The 15,588-nt window shown below is 55.5% G+C and carries 17 protein-coding genes; 10 read left to right on the top strand and 7 right to left on the bottom strand.

All coding sequences use genetic code 11. The features are described from left to right. Positions 1–98: 98 nt before the first annotated feature. The gene (locus Q354_RS0121515; RefSeq protein WP_027859410.1) at positions 99–425 is read right to left on the bottom strand and encodes a YqcC family protein; all 327 of its coding nucleotides are present in this window, start codon (positions 423–425) and stop codon (positions 99–101) included. Next, on the bottom strand, positions 422–1,780 hold the full coding sequence (locus tag Q354_RS0121520; RefSeq protein WP_027859411.1) for a class II 3-deoxy-7-phosphoheptulonate synthase: 1,359 nt from the start codon (positions 1,778–1,780) through the stop codon (positions 422–424). The genes Q354_RS0121515 and Q354_RS0121520 overlap by 4 nt, the downstream gene beginning before the upstream one ends. 295 nt (positions 1,781–2,075) lie before the next feature. Between Q354_RS0121520 and Q354_RS0121525 the strand changes: the two genes are divergently transcribed. The 3 genes from Q354_RS0121525 (at position 2,076) to phnP (ending at position 4,450) form a co-directional block, all read left to right on the top strand. Continuing rightward, positions 2,076–2,459: a carboxymuconolactone decarboxylase family protein gene (locus Q354_RS0121525; RefSeq protein WP_027859412.1), complete on the top strand. Its 384-nt coding sequence runs from the start codon at positions 2,076–2,078 to the stop codon at positions 2,457–2,459. A gap of 591 nt (positions 2,460–3,050) precedes the next feature. Continuing rightward, the gene (gene phnN / locus Q354_RS0121530) at positions 3,051–3,641 is read left to right on the top strand and encodes a phosphonate metabolism protein/1,5-bisphosphokinase (PRPP-forming) PhnN (RefSeq protein WP_027859413.1); all 591 of its coding nucleotides are present in this window, start codon (positions 3,051–3,053) and stop codon (positions 3,639–3,641) included. Between the two features lie 5 nt (positions 3,642–3,646). Beyond that, positions 3,647–4,450 (top strand): phosphonate metabolism protein PhnP, encoded by an 804-nt coding sequence (gene phnP / locus Q354_RS0121535; RefSeq protein ID WP_027859414.1) that lies wholly within the window; start codon positions 3,647–3,649, stop codon positions 4,448–4,450. Between the two features lie 32 nt (positions 4,451–4,482). On the opposite strand, the gene Q354_RS0121540 is transcribed toward phnP, so the two are convergent. Next, on the bottom strand, positions 4,483–4,911 hold the full coding sequence (locus tag Q354_RS0121540) for a MerR family transcriptional regulator (RefSeq protein ID WP_027859415.1): 429 nt from the start codon (positions 4,909–4,911) through the stop codon (positions 4,483–4,485). An 87-nt stretch (positions 4,912–4,998) separates the two neighbouring features. Here Q354_RS0121540 and Q354_RS0121545 point away from each other — a divergent pair, with 87 nt between their 5' ends. Next, positions 4,999–5,643, top strand: a complete 645-nt coding sequence (locus Q354_RS0121545) for a cation transporter (protein WP_027859416.1) — start codon at positions 4,999–5,001, stop codon at positions 5,641–5,643. Between the two features lie 97 nt (positions 5,644–5,740). Beyond that, entirely contained in the window at positions 5,741–5,920 is a 180-nt protein-coding gene (locus tag Q354_RS0121550) for a DUF2986 domain-containing protein (RefSeq protein ID WP_027859417.1), read from the top strand. Positions 5,921–5,972: 52 nt separating this feature from the next. Here the strand turns inward: Q354_RS0121550 and Q354_RS0121555 are convergent, their stop codons facing one another. The 3 genes from Q354_RS0121555 to Q354_RS0121565 all read right to left on the bottom strand — a co-directional run bounded on the left by Q354_RS0121555 (position 5,973) and on the right by Q354_RS0121565 (position 9,152). Then, positions 5,973–6,887 carry a LysR family transcriptional regulator gene (locus tag Q354_RS0121555; protein WP_027859418.1) on the bottom strand — a complete coding sequence of 305 codons (915 nt, stop codon included), beginning with the start codon at positions 6,885–6,887 and terminating at the stop codon, positions 5,973–5,975. 89 nt (positions 6,888–6,976) lie between these two features. Then, positions 6,977–7,906, bottom strand: a complete 930-nt coding sequence (gene argF / locus Q354_RS0121560) for an ornithine carbamoyltransferase (protein WP_027859419.1) — start codon at positions 7,904–7,906, stop codon at positions 6,977–6,979. A 49-nt stretch (positions 7,907–7,955) separates the two neighbouring features. Then, entirely contained in the window at positions 7,956–9,152 is a 1,197-nt protein-coding gene (locus Q354_RS0121565) for an aspartate aminotransferase family protein (RefSeq protein ID WP_027859420.1), read from the bottom strand. A gap of 287 nt (positions 9,153–9,439) precedes the next feature. Here Q354_RS0121565 and grxD point away from each other — a divergent pair, with 287 nt between their 5' ends. Both grxD and Q354_RS0121575 read left to right on the top strand, forming a co-directional pair. Continuing rightward, positions 9,440–9,769, top strand: coding sequence for a Grx4 family monothiol glutaredoxin (gene grxD / locus Q354_RS0121570; RefSeq protein WP_027859421.1), 330 nt, complete (start codon positions 9,440–9,442; stop codon positions 9,767–9,769). A gap of 92 nt (positions 9,770–9,861) precedes the next feature. After that, positions 9,862–10,464: a peroxiredoxin gene (locus Q354_RS0121575; RefSeq protein ID WP_027859422.1), complete on the top strand. Its 603-nt coding sequence runs from the start codon at positions 9,862–9,864 to the stop codon at positions 10,462–10,464. Positions 10,465–10,618: 154 nt separating this feature from the next. On the opposite strand, the gene rnt is transcribed toward Q354_RS0121575, so the two are convergent. Continuing rightward, positions 10,619–11,251 carry a ribonuclease T gene (gene rnt, locus Q354_RS0121580; protein WP_027859423.1) on the bottom strand — a complete coding sequence of 211 codons (633 nt, stop codon included), beginning with the start codon at positions 11,249–11,251 and terminating at the stop codon, positions 10,619–10,621. A 245-nt stretch (positions 11,252–11,496) separates the two neighbouring features. Between rnt and Q354_RS0121585 the strand changes: the two genes are divergently transcribed. The 3 genes from Q354_RS0121585 (at position 11,497) to Q354_RS0121595 (ending at position 15,577) form a co-directional block, all read left to right on the top strand. Next, positions 11,497–12,357 carry a flagellar protein MotY gene (locus Q354_RS0121585; protein ID WP_027859424.1) on the top strand — a complete coding sequence of 287 codons (861 nt, stop codon included), beginning with the start codon at positions 11,497–11,499 and terminating at the stop codon, positions 12,355–12,357. Between the two features lie 123 nt (positions 12,358–12,480). Beyond that, the gene (locus tag Q354_RS0121590) at positions 12,481–13,713 is read left to right on the top strand and encodes an argininosuccinate synthase (protein WP_407637288.1); all 1,233 of its coding nucleotides are present in this window, start codon (positions 12,481–12,483) and stop codon (positions 13,711–13,713) included. A gap of 280 nt (positions 13,714–13,993) precedes the next feature. Next, positions 13,994–15,577 (top strand): tetratricopeptide repeat protein, encoded by a 1,584-nt coding sequence (locus Q354_RS0121595; protein ID WP_027859426.1) that lies wholly within the window; start codon positions 13,994–13,996, stop codon positions 15,575–15,577. Positions 15,578–15,588 lie beyond the last annotated feature (11 nt).

The following is a 15,588-nucleotide window of genomic DNA, read 5'->3' on the forward strand; positions in this document are numbered from 1 at the left end:
TTACCTTCGGATACGAAAAAGCCCCGGTCAGTAATGGCCGGGGCTTTTGCTTTTTGGCGTATGGCTTGGTGCGTTTAGCCACAAGCTTAGCGCTGTTCTCAGTGCCTGAGGTTGAGCGCTTCATCCAACTGCTGAACCAGGCCCAGCAGTTCATCGGTATCGGCAGAGAGGTGCTTGAAAGCTTCTTCTGCCATTGCTGAGATATTGCTGTTGTGCGGCAGGGACTGACCCTGTTGCAGCATTGTTTCCAGACGCGGCACCATCATCCACTGCAGCCAGTCATCGAATGATATGGCATCGACCGCAAAGGGTTCGGTGCTGGCCATCGCCTGTGGCGATGGCTGCTCCGTGCCCCATAGCTGCAGCATCTGCATCTCCATGCGGATCTGACGCAGCAGGGCCGTGACAGTGGAGTTCCGGCTCACTTACCGTTGCCCCGGGCCACTTTCAGGGTATCGGCGATCAGGAATGCCAGTTCCAGCGACTGTTCGCCATTGAGGCGCGGGTCACAGAAAGTGTCGTAACGGTCAGCCAGACCCGCTTCAGTGATCTGGTAGGCGCCGCCGATACATTCGGTCACATTGTGGCCGGTCATTTCGAAGTGAACGCCACCGGCATGGGTACCTTCGGCATTGTGTACTTCGAAGAAGCCTTTCATCTCTTTCAGCACGGCATCAACGCTGCGGGTCTTGTAGCCGCTGGAAGCCTTAATGGTGTTGCCGTGCATCGGATCGGAGCTCCAGATCACCTGGCGGCCTTCGGCCTTAACGGCACGGACCAGCGCTGGCAGGTGATCGGTGATCTTGTCGGCACCCATGCGGGCGATCAGTGTGATACGGCCAGCTTCGTTCTCCGGGTTCAGGGTATCGAGCAGCTGCATCAGATCGTCGGTGCTGGTGGTGGGCCCCACCTTGACGCCGACCGGGTTTTTCACCCCGCGCAGGAACTCTACGTGGGCGTGATCCGGCTGGCGGGTACGGTCACCGATCCACAGCATATGCGCGGAACAGTCGTACCAGTCATCGGTCAGGCTGTCCTGACGGGTCAGCGCTTCCTCATAACCCAGCAGCAGCGCCTCGTGGGAGGTATAGAGCGTGGTTTCATGCAGCTGCGGCGTGTTTTCCGGGTGAATGCCGCAGGAACGCATAAAGCCCAGAGCCTGATCGATCTGATCGGCCAGGTGCTGGTATTTCTCACCCAGCGGGCTCTGCTCGACAAAGCCCAGATTCCATTTATGTACCTGGGTCAGGTCAGCCAGACCGCCCTGCGCGAAGGCACGCAGCAGGTTCTGAGTAGAGGCTGCCTGATGGTAGGCACGCAGCAGGCGCTGAGGATCTGGCGTACGCGCTTCCGCAGTGAAATCGATGCCATTGATAATATCGCCACGATAGCTTGGCAGTTCGATACCGTCGATGGTTTCGGTGCCGGCGGAGCGAGGTTTGGCGAACTGGCCCGCCATACGGCCAATCTTCACCACCGGGCAGCTGCCGGCAAAGGTCAGAACCACTGCCATCTGCAGCAGCACCTTAAACGTGTCACGGATCTTGTTGGCATTAAACTCAGCAAAACTCTCGGCACAGTCGCCGCCCTGCAGCAAAAAGGCATTGCCTTTGGCTACTTCGGCTAGCTGCGCTTTCAAAGAGCGGATTTCGCCGGCAAAGACCAGGGGCGGCAGGTTGGTCAGCTCGTTTTCCACGGCTGCCAGCTGCGCCTGATCAGGGTAGACCGGCTGCTGTACGATTGGTTTTGTTCTCCAGCTGTCTGGTGTCCAGTTCTGCATGAGTGCTGATCCTGACTAATCAATATACGAAACGCCAGAGTGTAAGGCATTGCGGCCAATAAACAAGGGGGAGCGCCGGGCAAGAGGGGCTTCCGGTTGATTTCAGCACCGTTGCCTGGCCAGTGGGCGTTCCGACGACGCTGATACAGTCACTGCGGATGTTTTTCCTACTGGGTCGCATTGGTTCTCCCTTTGTCGGCTCGCAGCCCGGGCCGATTCGTGGCAGGCTCTGGGTTACAGGATCAGATCTATTTATCCGGCATATTGAATGCCGGACCAGAGGAGAATAAGCAGTATGTCAGCAGACGATTTTGAGAACGGACTGAAGGTACGTCGTGAGGTGATGGGCGATGAGTTCGTGCAACGTGCGATCGACAATACCACGGAATTGACCGCGCCCTTGCAGGGCTGGATTAATGAACATGCCTGGGGCTCTACCTGGCAGCGTGACGGCCTGCCTCGCCAGACACGCAGCCTGGTCACAATCGGGATGCTGGTTGCGTTAAAGGCGCCGACTGAGCTGAAGGGGCATATCAGGGGGGCACTGCGAAATGGCTGCAGCGTAGAGGAGATTCAGGAAGTCTTGCTACACAGCCTGCCATATTGTGGTGCACCGGCTGCACAGGAAGCTTTTCGTGCCGCCCAGGAAGTGATTGATGCCTGGCAGCAGGAGCACTGACCGGTTGTACTTTATCTCACCTGCCTGGCGTCCCGCCGGGCATCGCGACTTCTTTACATCGGCATAATGTCTCTGGCAAGAGGCTTAAAGATGCCTGTGGCGTAATTAACCTGTAAACGCCCTCCAGGGATCGCTGTAATCGGGTTGTAACAACGGCTACACAAAACTGAAGCATCAGGGCGCTACCATGCCCTGTTTAGGCTTGCCTCCGCCCGGGCTGAGCCTCTTTGCTGGCTCAGATAATGCAAACTGCAGGCACCCTCCGGACAGGCTCGCGTTGTAATGCTGATTGATCAGCGGCTGTGCTGACTGCAGTGTCTTGTTGAAGCCTCTGTACTGGATTCTTCCAACGTTCAGGCAGCGCTGGAATGAGCCGTCATGATAAGAGCGTCAGGCGCTGGAGATAATCCCGGGCCCGTGCTTTTCTGCTTCCTGTTACATCTTCTAGCGGCTGCCGGGCAAAACGGCTGTAAACTGTAGTCGATACTTTGGATAGTCGACGCAGCCGATATGGCCAGTTGCCTCTGTCTCCTTAGCCAGTTGGCGGACGCTATACGATCGGTAACCAGGTCTTAACTGCAGGGGATGACCATGGCTGAAAACAGCACCGCAAGGAGAGCGACCAAGGGAACCCTGATCTATGTGATGGGGGCCTCGGGTTCCGGTAAGGACAGTTTACTGCGCTATGCCCGGCAGGCGGTGAATGGTGGTGCCCAGGTGATGTTTGCCCACCGTTATATTACTCGCAGCATGCATGCCGGAGGGGAAAACCATGTCGAGCTGAGTGTAGAGGAGTTTGCCTACCGGCTGCGCCACCATTGCTTCAGCCTGCACTGGAAAAGCCATGGTCTGCACTATGGTATCGGCTGCGAAGTGGATGCCTGGCTGGAGCATGGCCTGAATGTCGTGGTGAATGGCTCGCGGGCACATTTTGAGGCCGCCTGTCAGCGCTACCCGGATTTACTGCCGGTATTAATTACCGTATCGGAACCGGTACTGAAACAGCGCCTGCTGGATCGCGGGCGAGAATCAATTGAAGAGGTTGAGGCGCGGCTTCAGCGTGGGCAGCAGTATGCACCACCCGCCCATCCTGATCTGCAACGGATATGCAATGAAGCCGAACTGACTGTGGCCGGGGAAGCCCTGCTGCAACTGATCAGGAGTCTGCGCTCGGAAGAGTAGAATCTATGAAGATAACCCTGCTGGGAACCGGCGATGTGCGCCAGGTTCCTGTTTATGGCTGTGACTGTGAAGCCTGCTATCGTGCCCGTATTGATGTCAGCTATGTGCGTCGTCCCTGCAGTGCGTTGCTGGAAAGCGCCGGTGGCCGACTGTTGCTGGATGGTGGTCTGAGTGATCTCTGTCAGCGCTTTAAACCTGGTGATCTGGATGCAATCCTGCTGACTCACTATCATGTGGACCATGTGCAGGGCCTGTTTCACCTGCGCTGGGGGCTGGGGCCGACCATACCGGTATTCGGCCCGGAAGATCAGAATGGCTGCGCCGATCTGCTGAAACATCCCGGGATGCTTGCGTTCCAGCCGCCACTGAATGCATTCGAAAGCATTTATTTCGGAGATCTGCAGCTGACGCCACTGCCCCTGCAGCATTCCAAGCCCACCTTTGGCTACCTGTTGCGAGAGGGCGATCACAGCATTGCCTACCTGACAGACACTGTCGGCTTGCCGCCGGAGACAGAGGCCTACCTGAAGCAGCACACGCCGGATCTGCTGGTAGTGGATTGCTCCCACCCGCCGACAGAGATCCCACCGCGCAATCATAACGATCTGAATATGGCGCTGGCGATACATCACAGCCTTCAGCCGGGTAAAACCGTGCTGACCCATATCAGTCATGAGCTGGATGCGATGTTTGCACAGAAGCTGATCGAGCTGCCCGCCGGTGTTTACCTGGCTGAAGATCAGATGGGCTGGTCACTGGACTGTGGAGGCCTGCGTCGGGACTGGCGCATGGGCGCACTGATCGGCTAGCAAGGGCGCTGCTTTGGGGCTCTGCTCTTAATTCAGGCCTGATGATCGCGCTGGCAGAGGCTATGGTCGGCCAGTACCTCCAGTACCTGACAATGGGATGCATCACCTTGCTGGCAGCGACTGATCATCGCCTGCAGCTCGGTTTCCAGGGCCTGCAGGCTCTTGATCCGCTGCTGCACCTGTTGCAGATGGCTGCTGGCAATCTGATCCGCTTCATGACAGTCGTGCTTATCGCACCGGGACAGGTGCTGTAACTGGCGGACCGCATTCAGGTCAAACCCCAGCTCGCGGGCGTGACGGATGAAACGCAGTGTCGTCAGGTGGTGCTGATGGTAGCGCCGCTGATTGCCTTCGCTGCGGGATGCGTCGGGCAATAATCCCTCTTTCTCGTACCAGCGGATAGTTGTGACCTTGCAACCGGTCAGTTTGGATAACTGACCGATGCTATATGCGTCTGACATTTTATCTATCCTGCGACTTGAACCTCTAGTTACTGTAGATATTAGACTGCCTCTATCTTAAATAAAACCTTTAAGGAGGGGCGGCTTATGTCAGGGTCCTGTTGTGGGAAGGCGAAGTTTGATGGACTGGATCCAGGCTATATACGGATTCTCTGGTGGGTGATTGCCATCAATGGTCTGATGTTTCTGGTCGAGATGGCGGCGGGTATTGGGGCCCAGTCACAGGCATTGCAGGCCGATGCGCTGGATTTTCTCGGTGATACGCTGACTTACGGTGTCAGCCTCTGGGCGATAGGTAAAGCCATCAGCCTGCGCAGTAATATTGCCCTGATTAAGGGTTACAGCCTGCTGATCATGGCATTCTGGGTTTTTGGCAGCACTGTTTACCGGGTTTTTGTGGTGAGCTCACCGGATGCAATGACCATGGGGGGCGTAGCAATCGCTGCCTTCGCCGCTAATCTGGTCAGTGTGCTGTTACTGATGCGTTACAAGGATGGTGATGCCAATGTGCGTTCAGTCTGGCTCTGTAGCCGCAATGATGCTATCGGCAACCTGATCGTGCTGCTGGCGGCTTCCGGAGTCTGGTTTGCCGATAGCGCCTGGCCCGACCTGGCAGTGGCCGCGGTATTGGCCGGACTGTTCCTGTCGTCGGCCTGGCAGATTGTAAGGCAGGCGCGGGCGGAAAAGCTCAGCATTGCTGAGCACAGTGGCCATAGTCATGGTGCCGGTTAGATAATCAGCTGTTTGATGCTGGGAGGCCTGATCGTTATTGAATATGTAGCGACCAGGCTGTACATTGCAGCGAATTTTAGACAGGGCGGCCATTGCTATGAACCGACGCAAGAAGATAAAAGAGATTCTGACCAAGAAAGCGAAAAAGGCTAATGCCAAGCTTCAGCCCAACACTAAACCGCGCTATATCTCCAAGGCGGAGCGGGCAAAGCTGGAGGCGGAAGAGGCTGCACAGGTTGTAGAAGGTGAAGGCGAGACCGGGCCAGTAGCGGGTTAACCCGGTATCATTACTGCCATACTCAGTCGCAGCAAGGGTCAGTCCGGCCGGATCAGGCCAGCTTAATACCGCTGAGGTTACGGAATGAGACCTCTTTAGCGGTGTTAAGGAAATCAACCATAAACTCTGAGTTCTTCTGGTCTTCCCGAATTGCCGCATAAAGGGTGCACCAGACTCCTTTCTCGCCCAGTGGGCGGGAGGCGATATATTCCCGCTGCAGATACTCATGCAATGCCCAGTTCGGCAATGCGGCGACACCGCGGCCACTGGCGACCAGTTGCAGCATCATAACTGTAAGCTCTGCATTACGGATCGCGGCCGGTTCGACGTCGGCCGGGTCGAGGAAATAGCGGAACACATCCAGGCGGTTCTGTTCCACCGGATAGGTGATCAGGGTTTCCTGAGCCAGATCTTCCGGGTGTATATAGCGCCGTGCCATTAGGCGGTGCTGCTTACTGATTGCCAGCACGGATTCATAGGTGAACAGCGGTATATAGGCGATGCCGTTACGGGGTTCCGGTTCGGAAATTATTACCAGATCCAGGTCGCCGCGGGCCAGTGCCGGCAGCGGCTGGAAAGAGAATCCGGATGACAGGTCCAGTTCCACCTCAGGCCAGTGCTGGCGGAAGTGGTCGATGGTCGGCATCAGCCAGTCAAAGCAACTATGGCATTCGATGCAGATATTCAGTCGTCCCGCCTCGCCGCCGGCCAGCCGGGCGATATCGCGCTCGGCATTGCGGATCATCGGCAACACCTCGTCGGCCAGTGTCAGCAGGCGCTGACCGGCGCTGGTAAAGCAGATCGGTTTGGTCTTACGGATAAACAGGGAGCAATTGAGCCGGTCTTCCAGATCCTTGATCTGGTGAGACAGTGCAGATTGCGTCAGATGAACCCGTTCAGCCGCTTCAACTAAGCTACCGGCGTCGCGCAGGGCCGACAGTGTTTTCAGATGACGCAATTCGATCATTGGTTGCTCCCTAACGACAGGTCTGACTCGAAGTATAGTATGCTCTGGCTGGATGTCAGAGTCAGGCTGCACGGCGGCAGCCTGACCGATTATGCCTCAGCGACTTCTTCTTTGCAGGTGACAAGCAGAAATTCCAGCAGGGCCTTCTGGGCATGCAGGCGGTTTTCTGCTTCGTCAAAGGCAACAGAACGCGGATCGTCCAGCATATCTTCGCTGATCTCTTCACCGCGGTGGGCTGGCAGACAGTGCATAAAGATAGCTTCTTTATCGGCTTTGTCCATCAGCGCCGGGTTCACCTGGTAGTCGGCGAAGGCTTTTTCGCGAATCGTCTGCTCCTCTTCCTGGCCCATAGAGGCCCAGACGTCGGTTACAACCAGGCTGGCGCCTTTTACCGCATCTTCGCAGGAACGCATCACATTGACGCGATCGGCATTGGCCGCAACCAGCTCGGCATCCGGCTCAAAGCCTTCCGGGCAGGCAACATTGAGGGTGAAGTTGAACTGACGGGCGGCATTGATATAGGAGCTGCACATGTTGTTGCCATCACCGATCCAGGCCACGGTCTTGCCTTCGATATCACCGCGATGCTCCAGGAAGGTCTGCATATCGGCCAGCAGCTGGCAGGGGTGGTATTCATCCGTCAGTGCATTGATGACCGGTACGTGGGAGTTGGCCGCAAACTCGGTTACCAGCTCGTGGCTGAAAGTACGGATCATCACCACATCGACCATGCTGGAGATAACGCGGGCACTGTCGGAGATCGGCTCGCCGCGGCCCAGCTGGGTATCGCGAGGCGACAGGAACATGGCGTGGCCGCCGAACTGAGCCATACCGGCTTCGAAGGATACGCGGGTACGGGTCGATGACTTTTCAAAGATCATCGACATAACCTTGTTTTTCAGCGGTTCGTAAATCTCACCGCGGTTGCGAATTGCTTTAAGCTCAGTGGCGCGTGCAATAAGACGCTTCAACTCTTCCGGAGACAGATCCAGCAAAGTCAGAAAGTGTCTGGTAGTCATAAAAATATCTCGGTCAGAAGGGGCGCTTCACTGCGCCCCTGTGGGCAGCTCAGGCGTCGGCGCCTTCATCTGCACAGTAGATCTTGATGAGTCTGGACAGGGTGTTGACCAGCAGATCGGCTTCGGTGTCGGACATAATCAGGGGCGGCAGCATGCGAACCACGCGACCACCGCCGGTAACATTCAGAAGAATGCCTTTAACCTTGGCCAGTACCGCCAGTTCTGAACCGGCTTCATTCAGCTCGATGGCCAGCATCAGGCCCTTGCCGCGAATGTCCTTGATGTAGCTGGCATCGCCAAGCTGCTGGCGGAATCCGCTGAGGATGCGCTGGCACAGTTCGCTGGCGCGTTCGGTGAGGTTCTCGTCGACGATGGTATCAACAGTCGCCAGTGCAGCTGCACAGGCCAGCGGGTTGCCGCCATAAGTAGAGCCATGGGTGCCCGGCACTAGGATGTCAGCTGCCTGGCCGCGGGCCAGGCAGGCACCGATCGGCATACCATTACCCAGGCCTTTCGCAGTCGTCACAACATCCGGCAGGATGCCGTTATGCTGGTAAGCGAAATACTCGCCGGTGCGGCCGTTGCCGGTCTGTACTTCGTCGAGCATCAGCAGCCAGCCGTTCTGGTCACAGATATCGCGCAGGTTATTCAGGTAGTCGTCGGCCGGGATTACAACACCGCCTTCGCCCTGAATCGGTTCGACCAGAATAGCGACTACATTGCTATTATTGGCTGCGATATTCCGGATAGCTTCAACATCGTTGTAGGGCGCACGGACAAAACCACCTACCAGTGGCTCGAAGCCTGCCTGGGCAGAGCGGTTGCCGGTTGCCGACAGCGTTGCCATTGTACGGCCGTGGAAAGAGCCTTCCATGACGATGACGGTAGGGAGATCAATACCTTTCTGATGGCCATAACGACGTGCCAGCTTGATCGCGGCTTCGTTGGCCTCGGCACCTGAATTGCCAAAAAACACATTATCCATGCCGGAGATGCGGGTCAGTCGCTCCGCCAGCTGCTGTTGCAGAGGAATGGTGTACAGGTTCGAGGTGTGGATCAGTTTTGATGCCTGTTCGCTGATCGCGTGGGTAACGGCCGGATGAGCATGGCCAAGACCGCAGACTGCGATACCGCTGAGGGCATCCAGGTATTTATTGCCGTCCGTATCGTACAACCAGGCCCCTTCGCCGTGATCAAAGGCGACGGAGAGGCGGTTATAAGTATTCATGATTGGCTCTGCTGCCATAATCTCTGCTCCCTACAACGCAAAAAGGCAGCTACCAGCTGCCATAAAGACCCGATACTACTGTGTGAACAAGTTCTGTTCAACCACCGATATCTGCAAATCTGACCTGTGCGCGATTGCCTGACAGGCGGTCTGTATTTAAACCATCATAGAGAATAGCTATTAAGGTGATTAGCAAAAGCAAATACACATTAACAGAGTAACATGGTCGGATATGTGATATCTTTTTTTGCACCAAAGGCGATTCCTTCCTGCCTTTGTTAAGCGTTAGTCGAATAGGTGCGTGAATGAGTGTAATCGATACCATCAAAGAGCAGATTGAGAAGAATGATATCCTGCTCTACATGAAAGGCACACCGCGTTTTCCGCAGTGTGGTTTCTCCTCCCGTTCTGCGGAGGCGATCATGGCATGTGGCGAGCGTTTTGCGTTTGTGAACATTCTGGAAAATCCGGAAATCCGCGCAGAGCTGCCTAAGTATGCAAACTGGCCAACCTTTCCACAGCTGTGGATTAAGGGCGAACTGATCGGCGGATGTGACATCATCTGCGAGATGGCCGCAACCGGTGAGCTGGAAAAGCTGATCAAAGAAGCCTCTGCAGAAGCTGATTCTGAATAAACTTTTGATAATGGTGGCCTGCCCGTCAGGCAGGCATCGTTGTTGCGGATACAACAAGCGCTTAAATAAAGCACATTAATGGAGATTCAAAAATGGGCGTACTCGTAGGTAAGCAGGCACCAGACTTTACCGCTGCAGCTGTACTGGGCGACGGTCAGATCGTTGATAACTTCAACCTGAAAGAAGCCATCAACGGCAAATGTGGTCTGGTTTTCTTCTACCCACTGGACTTCACTTTCGTTTGTCCTTCTGAGCTGATCGCTCTGGACCACCGTATGGACGCGTTCAAAGAGCGCGGCGTAGAAGTTATCGGCGTTTCCATCGACTCCCAGTTCACCCACAACGCATGGCGTAACACGCCGGTGAACGAAGGTGGCATCGGTCCTGTTAAGTACACTCTGGTTGCAGACGTTAAGCACGAAATCTGCCAGGCATACGACGTTGAGCACGATGCCGGTGTTGCATTCCGTGGCGCTTTCCTGATCGATAAGGAAGGTAACGTACGTTCCCAGATCGTTAACGACCTGCCACTGGGCCGTAACATGGATGAGCTGATCCGTCTGGTTGACGCGCTGCAGTTCCACGAAGAGCACGGCGAAGTTTGCCCGGCTGGCTGGAACAAAGGTGACAAAGGTATGGACGCTTCTCCGGAAGGCGTTGCTAAGTACCTGACTGAAGAGTCTGAAGGTCTGTAACAGACAAGCAGCTATAAGCTGTGAGCCTCAGGCTTGCAGCTGATCGAAAAAACCCGCCTGATGGCGGGTTTTTTGTTTCGGCTATCTGAGCTACGAGCTACGAGCTACGAGCTACGAGCTACGAACGCTTGCGGCTTATCTCTTATAGCTGGCTTTACTCATCATCGTCATCCTGCATTGCCAGCACCATGTCCCAGCCGCCCATATCTTTCCAGCGGTTGACGATGGCGCAGAACAGTTCGGCGGTGCGTTCGGTGTCGTATAGCGCCGAGTGTGCCTTCTTGCCGTCGAAATCGATACCAGCGACGTCACAGGCTTTGGCCAGCACGGTCTGGCCGTAGGCCAGGCCTGCCAGTGTTGCAGTGTCAAAGCTGGAAAACGGATGGAACGGGTTGCGTTTGATATCGTTGCGCTCGGCCGCTGCGTTGACAAAACTCTGGTCGAAAGAGGCATTATGGCCTACCAGGATAGCGCGCTTGCAGTCGTGGGCTTTCATCGACTTACGGATAGGCTTGAACAGGCTTTCCAGTGCCTCGGTCTCAGGGACGGCAGGGCGCTCCGGGTCATAGGGATCGATTCCGGTAAAGTCCAGTGCCGCCTTTTCCAGGTTAGCGCCTTCAAAGGGTTCTACGTGAGCTTCATAGCTGTACTCTGGCATCAGGTAACCATTCTCATCCATAGTGATGGTAACGGCCGCAATCTCCAGCAAGGCATCGGTTTTTGCGTTAAAACCGGCTGTTTCAACGTCAACGACTACAGGTAGGAAACCGCGGAAACGGTTTGCCATTGGGTGTTTGTACAGGCTGCTCAAAAGATTCCCTTACTGGTTTTGGGGATATGGTCTGAAAATGTGGCTATCCGGCCTTATTTTCGGGGCTACCCCAGAGGATTGGCGAAAATTGAGCCTATTCTAACAGCGCTGGCCTGCTGCCTCCATGCCGCCGGGCTAAAGAAGTTGTTTAACAGGCCGACAGGGGTAAGATAGGTTGGCCGTTTTGGTCTCTGTCTCTTATCTAGCAGGATAGCTGTGTTGTGCGTCAACGATTGATTCCCCTGTTTTCCCTGATGCTCTGTTGCCTCCAGTCTGTTCAGGCGGCGACTTTTATGCCTTCTATTGAGGACTCCCGTTGGGAACTGGTGGGCTCCAGGTTTATGTGCCGTATGACCCAGGCGATCCCGGCCTTCGGGATGGCTGAGTTTGAGCATGAGGCCGGGGAGGAGGTGCGCTTTATCCTGCGTCCCACCGATCGTATTCATTTTCGTGACGGGGCTTACCTGGTCGCTGAACCGGCACCCTGGCAGCCTGGTATGAATGCCCGCGATATCGGTTTTGTTAAAGGCGATAAGGAATCGGGCCATCTGCATACCAGTACCCGTTATGCTAAGAACATGCTTGCAGCGTTGAATCGCGGCATGATGCCGACATTTACCACTGACCAGTGGTACGGTACTCCGGAGAGCCTGCGTGTGGCGCTTTCTGCCGTTAACTTCCAGGCTGCCTACCCGGAATATGTCAGTTGTGTTTCCGGGTTGCTGCCGGTTAACTTCCGTCAGGTGGCCCGCACCGCAGTACTTTTTACCGGAGGTGGCTGGCACCTGTCCGACTCCTCCCGCAAGCGACTCGACCTGATCAAGATGTATGTCGATAACGATGACAGCGTTAATGCCATTTATGTCGATGGTCACTCCGACTCGGCGGGCCGTCGTCTGGCAAACCGTGACCTCTCGAAAAAGCGGGCTGAGGCCGTTACCGAGTATCTGGTTTCAAAGGGGATGGATGAGGCGATGATTACCACCCGTTACCACGGTGAACGCTACCCTGTTGTACCCAACACCAGTAAAGATAACCGTGCCCGTAACCGTCGCGTGACAATCCGTCTGGAACGTGAGTAGTTCCGGCTATGCTGCAGTGACACAATTCTTTAACCGGCGTGCTGATTTCCTGTTATAATTCCGCCCTTATTTCTGAAAAAGCCGGTCGCTCTGGGCTGCGACCGACTGTTCGCAAGTTGGAGCTTGAGAATGTCCGATATCAAGAAGGTCGTTCTGGCCTACTCCGGCGGCCTGGATACATCTGTAATTGTCCGTTGGCTGCAGGATGAATATAACGCTGAGGTGGTTACCTTTACTGCTGACCTGGGTCAGGGTGAAGAGGTCGAGCCGGCTCGTGCCAAGGCTGAAGCGCTGGGTGTAAAAGAGATCTATATCGAAGATCTGCGCGAAGAGTTTGTTCGTGACTTCGTATTCCCAATGTTCCGTGCTAACACCATCTATGAAGGTGAGTACCTGCTGGGTACGTCTATCGCACGTCCGCTGATCGCTAAGCGATTGATCGAAATCGCCAATGAAACCGGCGCTGATGCGATCTCTCACGGTGCGACCGGTAAGGGTAATGATCAGGTTCGCTTCGAGCTGGGTGCCTATGCACTGAAGCCAGGTGTACACGTGATCGCGCCTTGGCGTGAGTGGGATCTGAACTCCCGCGAGAAGCTGATGCAGTACTGTGAAGACCACGGCATCGAAGTGGACTTCGCCAAGAACAAGAAAAAGTCTCCCTACTCCATGGACGCCAACCTGCTGCATATCTCTTACGAGGGCGGCATCCTGGAAGATCCGTGGGCTGAGGCTGAAGAAGATATGTGGCGCTGGTCCGTTGCCCCTGAACAGGCACCGGATGAGCCAACCTATCTTGAGCTGACCTACGAGAAGGGCGACATCGTTGCCATCAACGGCGAAGCCATGAGCCCGGCAACTGTTCTGGAATACCTGAACAAGGTCGGTGGCGAGAACGGTGTAGGCCGTCTGGATATCGTAGAGAACCGCTTCGTGGGCATGAAGTCCCGTGGCTGCTACGAAACACCGGGTGGCACCATCATGATGAAGGCGCACCGTGCGATCGAGTCCATCACTCTGGACCGTGAAGCGGCGCATCTGAAAGATGAGCTGATGCCGAAGTACGCTAAAGTGATCTATAACGGCTTCTGGTGGTCAGAAGAGCGTAAGATGATGCAGCAGATGATCGACTTCTCCCAGCGTGTCGTGAACGGTGATGTTCGCGTTAAGCTGTATAAAGGTTCGGTTGATGTTGTCGGTCGTCGCTCCGAAGACTCTCTGTTTGATGAAAGTATCGCTACCTTTGAGGACGATGCTGGTTCATACGATCAGAAAGATGCGGCCGGCTTTATCAAGCTGAATGCGCTGCGTATGCGCATTGCAGCCAGCAAAGGGCGTGATCTGCTGGAAGACTGATTGGTCTGAATATGATCTGACACAAAGCCTCGCCTATGGCGGGGCTTTTTCGTGTCTGGCGGGCTTTGCTAGAAAGCTGATTTATATGCTACTTTTGCGGATTGTTATGCCTGACTATTCCGGTTGTAAAGGTCCGGAAGGGCGGTTGCCAGGGAGAAGGATGCGGCTTACGTATAATATGACCGGGTTGGATAGGTTTTCTCTTCCTGCTGTTTCAGGCCGGAACTCTGTTCCGGGGTTTTCTGACGGTTGCTGTAGTGGCTGTGCCGCCGGATAACGTATGGAAATTAATTACTCAGAAAAATCAGTACTGATTGTTGACCATAACCTCGAAGATCTCGGGGCGCTGCGGTCTGTGCTGAGCAATCTGGGTATCAAAAAGATTCAGGTGGCCTCATCAGTGAATATGGCCCTGAATCTGATGCGCTTCGATCATTATGATATCTGCCTAGCTGCCTATGATCTGGCCAAGCACGAAAAAAGTGGCTTGCAGCTCCTGCATGAAGCCAATGCCGAAGGCCTGCGCCGGGCTGGCGATCTGTTTATCCTGATCGTCGATGCAGAGCGTTCCAGTCTGCTGTTCGGCTCGCTTGAGCACTCTCCCGATACATATATCTCCAAACCATTTGATGTCGCACGGATACGCCACCGGCTGGAAAAAATATCCCGGGTTAAACAGGTTATTGCGCCGCTGGAAAAGCGCCTGAGTGAAAATCAGTCAGAGGCATTCCTGTCCGGCTGCGATCAGCTGATCAGCCGGTTTCCCGGTTTGCAGGTGTTCCTGTCGCGCCAGAAAGGTGTTGTCCTGCTGCGCTGTGGCCGTTATCGCGAGGCGCTGGCGTTGTTCAGTCAGTTGCTGAAAGGGCGGGAGCTGCCTTGGGCGGAGGTGGGGCTGGGGATGTCGCAATACCATCTGGGGGCCTACCGTGAAGCGCTGCAGACACTCGGTCGCGTCATTGATCAGCAGCATATCTGCGTCGAGGCCTTTTACTGGCTGGGGCAGGCACACCGGGCACTGGGGGAGATGAACCAGGCCGTTGCGCTGATGCGAAAAGCGGTGATGCTGCAGCCAACTGTACCAAGCCTGCAGGGCGAACTCGGTGATCTGGCGGCTCAGGATGCTCAGGTTGATATTGCGCTGGGGGCTTACCGCCAAGCTTTGCGATTCGCCCGTGGTACGGCTTTTCAGCGTCCGGGTCATTACCTGGGGCTGGTGCGGGTATTGGCACCACGAATGAAGGTGTCAGATAAAGAGCGTGCTGCTGAAGCCGAGGCTGAAGTGGTTACCGTGCTGGAGAGTGCGCTGCTTGATCATGAAGGTTCGCTGGAAGTGCAGCTGCAGGTGAAGCTCTGTGCTTTTGAGGTTTATCAGGAGGCGGGTTTCCTGGTGCGAGCCGAACAGATCTGGCGTGATGTGCAGGCGGTATTCACCCAGCTGGACGAGGAGCAACAGGTAAGCTGGTTCGATCAGCTGCTGGCGTCGGGAGGTGTGCGTTACCGCTCGGAGCTGATGCAGCAGCAGCCGGAGATGCAAAAGCAGATGGCGCGCTACCACTGGGGTAAGGCCGCTGTCGCCGGTAGCTTTAACCTTAGTCAGGGGCATTATGCCAAGGCGTTCAGCCTGTTGCGCCAGGCGCAGCAACTGCAGCCGGCGCATCTGGGGATCGCACTGGATATGGTCGAAGCCGGTATCGGCTATCTGAAAACCGAACAGGAAAACCGCCGCGGCGTGTTGCTGCGTTCGGTGAAGGTATTGTGTGAGATCCGCTTTGGTGAACTGGCTGCCTCTCAGGTGGCGCGCTACAAACGGCAGGTTGAAAGCTGTGTAGAGTCGCTGGCCGGGCCTGATGCACGGAATGCCTGAGTACAGATCCG

It is taken from the genome of Marinobacterium jannaschii DSM 6295, from assembly GCF_000620085.1.
Taxonomy (GTDB): Bacteria; Pseudomonadota; Gammaproteobacteria; order Pseudomonadales; family Balneatricaceae; genus Pontibacterium; species Pontibacterium jannaschii.

Coding starts and splice junctions, on each gene's coding strand:
- grxD (WP_027859421.1), top strand. CDS start 9,440: ATGAGTGTAATCGATACCATCAAAGAGCAGATTGAGAAGAATGATATC.
- Q354_RS0121545 (WP_027859416.1), top strand. CDS start 4,999: ATGTCAGGGTCCTGTTGTGGGAAGGCGAAGTTTGATGGACTGGATCCA.
- phnP (WP_027859414.1), top strand. CDS start 3,647: ATGAAGATAACCCTGCTGGGAACCGGCGATGTGCGCCAGGTTCCTGTT.
- Q354_RS0121595 (WP_027859426.1), top strand. CDS start 13,994: ATGGAAATTAATTACTCAGAAAAATCAGTACTGATTGTTGACCATAAC.
- phnN (WP_027859413.1), top strand. CDS start 3,051: ATGGCTGAAAACAGCACCGCAAGGAGAGCGACCAAGGGAACCCTGATC.
- Q354_RS0121565 (WP_027859420.1), bottom strand. CDS start 9,152: ATGGCAGCAGAGCCAATCATGAATACTTATAACCGCCTCTCCGTCGCC.
- Q354_RS0121575 (WP_027859422.1), top strand. CDS start 9,862: ATGGGCGTACTCGTAGGTAAGCAGGCACCAGACTTTACCGCTGCAGCT.
- Q354_RS0121555 (WP_027859418.1), bottom strand. CDS start 6,887: ATGATCGAATTGCGTCATCTGAAAACACTGTCGGCCCTGCGCGACGCC.
- Q354_RS0121540 (WP_027859415.1), bottom strand. CDS start 4,911: ATGTCAGACGCATATAGCATCGGTCAGTTATCCAAACTGACCGGTTGC.
- argF (WP_027859419.1), bottom strand. CDS start 7,906: ATGACTACCAGACACTTTCTGACTTTGCTGGATCTGTCTCCGGAAGAG.
- rnt (WP_027859423.1), bottom strand. CDS start 11,251: ATGGCAAACCGTTTCCGCGGTTTCCTACCTGTAGTCGTTGACGTTGAA.
- Q354_RS0121525 (WP_027859412.1), top strand. CDS start 2,076: ATGTCAGCAGACGATTTTGAGAACGGACTGAAGGTACGTCGTGAGGTG.
- Q354_RS0121520 (WP_027859411.1), bottom strand. CDS start 1,780: ATGCAGAACTGGACACCAGACAGCTGGAGAACAAAACCAATCGTACAG.
- Q354_RS0121550 (WP_027859417.1), top strand. CDS start 5,741: ATGAACCGACGCAAGAAGATAAAAGAGATTCTGACCAAGAAAGCGAAA.